1 protein-coding gene and 1 pseudogene are annotated in these 2,025 nt (G+C 64.7%); both read right to left on the bottom strand.

The window, feature by feature from the left end; translation table 11 throughout:
• Positions 1-21: 21 nt before the first annotated feature.
• A complete protein-coding gene (locus EOA85_RS33705; RefSeq protein ID WP_245486276.1) occupies positions 22-1,500 on the bottom strand; it encodes a heavy metal translocating P-type ATPase in 1,479 nt (492 codons plus the stop codon).
• Positions 1,497-2,025 (bottom strand): annotated as a pseudogene (locus EOA85_RS39605) (ATPase P); the annotation flags it as partial. The pseudogene EOA85_RS39605 and the gene EOA85_RS33705, both read right to left, overlap by 4 nt.

Genomic DNA, 2,025 nt, shown 5'->3' with positions numbered 1-2,025 from the left:
GGCGAGCTTGCATCGATACGCTTATGCCTGCGCGCCGCTCGGGTGCTGACGAGCGACGCGTTCGGTTATTGATGCAGCGGCAGGTCGAATGCCTTCGAGCCTGGTTCGCTTGAGCAGCAGCGCGTTGACCGCCACGAGCGCCGAGCTGCCCGACATTGCTAGCGCCGCAATCTCGGGGCCTAGCAAGAACGGATAGAACATGCCTGCCGCGATCGGGAAGGCGATGACATTATATCCGACCGCCCACCACAGGTTCTGGTGCATCTTGCGCAGCGTGGCGCGCGAAAGCGTCATTGCACCGACCACGTCATAGGGATCACTCTTCATCAGCACGATGTCGGCGCTTTCAATAGCGACATCGGTGCCCGCTCCGATGGCGAACCCGACATCGGCTTGCGTCAGTGCCGGCGCGTCGTTAACGCCGTCGCCGACCATGCCGACCTTCAGGCCCTGTCCCTGCAGTTCCTTGATCTTGTCGGCCTTCTGCCCCGGCAGCACTTCGGCCAGGACGATGTCGATGCCGAGCATGTCCGCGATGCGCTTGGCGGTTCCAGCATTGTCGCCCGTCAGCATCGCCACGCGCACACCCTGTTCATGCAACTTGGCAATCGTTGCGATGGCGGTCGGGCGCGGCGTGTCGGCAATCGCGATCAGCCCGAGCAGCTTGCCGGACCGCGCCACGTGAATGACGGTGCGGCCTTCGCCCTTGAGCGTCTCGGCCCTCTCGCCGAGCCTCAGAAGATCGATCTTCTGCTCGTCCATGAGGCGCCGGTTGCCGAGGAAAACCGGACTGCCGCCGACGGCGGCGCTGGCGCCCTTGCCTTCGATATTCAGAAAGCCTGAAACCTTGGGAAGCTTAAGGTCCTTGGCTCGCTCGACGATGGCGACGGCCAGCGGGTGATCCGACCCCTGGTCTACAGCAGCCGCGACCTGCAGAACCTCGTCGGGTGAAACGCCGGCCGCGGGGACGATTTCGACGACCTTGGGCTGGCCCATCGTCAGCGTGCCGGTCTTGTCGAAGACGATCACGTTGAGCTTGGTCGCCTCCTCGAGAGCGGCGGCATTCTTGAACAGGATCCCGTTTGCGGCGCCAAGGCCGGTGCCGACCATGACGGCCATCGGCGTGGCAAGGCCAAGCGCATCGGGACAGGCAATGACGAAGACAGTGATGGTCAAGGTCATCGCGAATAGCAGCGGCTGGCCGAGCCACCAGAACCAGACGGCGAAGGTCGCAAGCCCGATGACGATCGCGGCGAGCACCAGCCATTGCGAGGCACGGTCGGCGAGCAGTTGCGCCGGCGCCTTCGAATTCTGGGCTTCCTGGACCAGCTTGACGATCTGGGCCAGGGCCGTGTCAGCGCCCACCTTGGTCGAGCGATAGCGCAGCGTGCCGCTCTTATTGATCGTCGCCCCGATCACCTTGTCGCCGACCTTCTTGGTCACCGGCATCGACTCGCCGGTCAGCATCGATTCATCGATGGTCGACCCGCCCTCGATCACCTCGCCGTCAACGGGAAGCTTGTTGCCGGGCGCAGGACCACGATGTCGCCGAGCACGACGTCCGCGGTCGCAACCTCGACCTCCTTGCCATCGCGCGAGACGGTGGCCTTGGGCGGGGCTAGGTCGAGCAGGGCCCTGATTGCGGCCGAAGCCCCGGCGCGGGCGCGCATCTCCAGCCAGTGGCCGAGCAGGATGAACACGAGCAGCACGCTCGCAGCCTCATAGAACTGCTGCCCCTCGAAGAAGAAGGTCGCGCCGACGCTGAACAGATAGCCGGTGCCGACGCTCAGCACCACCAGCACGGCCATGTTGAGGACGCCGTTGCGCAGGGCCCGCCAGGCGGCAACCAGGAACGGCCAGACAGGATAGAGGATGGCGGCGCTGGCGAGGAAAAACATCGCCACGTCTTCGCTCAGCCCGAAAGGCGGGCGCAACCAGGGCTCGCCCAGGCCCATCGGCTCCATGGCGAAGATCGGCAGCGTGAAAACCAGGCTGACAAGAAACCGGTTGCGCATGTCCTTGACC

The sequence above is a fragment of the Mesorhizobium sp. M5C.F.Ca.IN.020.29.1.1 genome, assembly GCF_003997375.1.
GTDB lineage: Bacteria > Pseudomonadota > Alphaproteobacteria > Rhizobiales > Rhizobiaceae > Mesorhizobium > Mesorhizobium wenxiniae.
This window is presented reverse-complemented; position numbering and strand designations above follow the sequence as displayed.